The 607-nt window shown below is 64.1% G+C and carries 1 protein-coding gene; it reads left to right on the top strand.

All coding sequences use genetic code 11. The annotated features are described in order from the left end of the window. Positions 1 to 240: 240 nt before the first annotated feature. Positions 241 to 607: EamA family transporter (locus tag XAXN_RS20070; protein WP_167694854.1), on the top strand; the 367-nt coding region annotated here is incomplete at its 3' end.

Genomic DNA, 607 nt, shown 5'->3' with positions numbered 1-607 from the left:
CCTGTCCCCTGTAGAGTCTGAACGGCGCTACGCGCAACGAGGGTCTTGAGTGTCTACGGAACCCTGGGCGTATCAGGGCGCTGATCGACCATCCTGCCATGATGCAAGTCGGTCGATGGCTGGCAGGTCGCGCGATGACTGCGCGACGGCCTGGTCAGCCATTCCCTCAACCCGCCGCTGCACACCGGCGCCGCGTCCCTCGCAGCGCAACATCCACGCAGTTTTCGGCGACAATGGCGCATGCCCAAGACAGACCTGCGCAAGGCGCAACTGCAAATCCACTTCTGCGTATTGCTTTGGGGCATTACTGCGATCCTGGGCAAGCTGATCACACTGCAGGCATTGCCGCTGGTGTGGTGGCGCATGTTGATCGTCGTGGTGGCACTGGCCTTGTGGCCACGCGTGTGGCGCGGGCTGCGCGGCTTGTCCGGACGTGTGGTGCTGGGCTATTGCGGCATCGGCGCGCTGGTTGCCTTGCACTGGCTCACCTTCTACGGCGCGATCAAACTGGCCAATGCATCGGTGGCGGCGACCTGTATCGCACTGGCGCCGGTGTTCACGGCGGTGATCGAGCCAATGGTCACGCATCGCCCGTTCCGTCCGCGCG

This window comes from Xanthomonas axonopodis, assembly GCF_001304695.1.
GTDB classification, from domain to species: domain Bacteria; phylum Pseudomonadota; class Gammaproteobacteria; order Xanthomonadales; family Xanthomonadaceae; genus Xanthomonas; species Xanthomonas axonopodis.
This window is presented reverse-complemented; position numbering and strand designations above follow the sequence as displayed.